This is a genomic window from Vibrio sp. EA2, assembly GCF_033042495.1.
In the GTDB taxonomy this organism is placed as follows: domain Bacteria; phylum Pseudomonadota; class Gammaproteobacteria; order Enterobacterales; family Vibrionaceae; genus Vibrio.
Genome location: NZ_JAWLID010000062.1, coordinates 1 through 532, shown reverse-complemented (window position 1 = coordinate 532; position 532 = coordinate 1). Strand labels below are relative to the sequence as shown.

The 532-nt window shown below is 40.6% G+C and carries 1 protein-coding gene; it reads right to left on the bottom strand.

Translation table 11 applies throughout. The features are described from left to right. Positions 1 to 118: 118 nt before the first annotated feature. On the bottom strand, positions 119 to 493 hold the full coding sequence (locus RXX31_RS24775) for a hypothetical protein (protein ID WP_086610598.1): 375 nt from the start codon (positions 491 to 493) through the stop codon (positions 119 to 121). Positions 494 to 532 lie beyond the last annotated feature (39 nt).

Below are 532 nucleotides of genomic sequence, written 5' to 3'. Positions count from 1 at the left end.
TAACGCCGCGTTAAGTGGTGAACAACGCGACCACCTTACCTAAAGCATTGCGCCGTAAACACTTAAGCTGAATCAAACTGAGAATGCCAAGCGTTGTGAATCCGTCTTAAACGCTTTGTTATGCCACTATGCTAAAGCCTACACCATCACTATCTACCGAGCGAAGCTCTACGTTAAAGGTATGGATAACAGAACTTGAAAACTTAACTTTTAGCTGCGTGTTGTTAAATTGTCCTTTGTGATTACGGCAATAATTGAGCAAGTTTTTTCTAATTTGTGCTTCGCGTACAACGATATCTGTGACTGATTCGATATGGCTAAGAAGCATAGCTATATCATCACGTTGGTTGCTACTTATTGGTTTTAGCTCAGTAGATACGACAAGGCTTCCATCTATCAATTCAGCACTAGTCAGAACTCCATTGATATCCTCACAGCCGAACTCATATTGAAACTCAAAACCTGTCCCGCTTTTTCTTAATGATGATTTCATACAACCCCATTTACAGATTTACTCTTGTGGCATAACGCC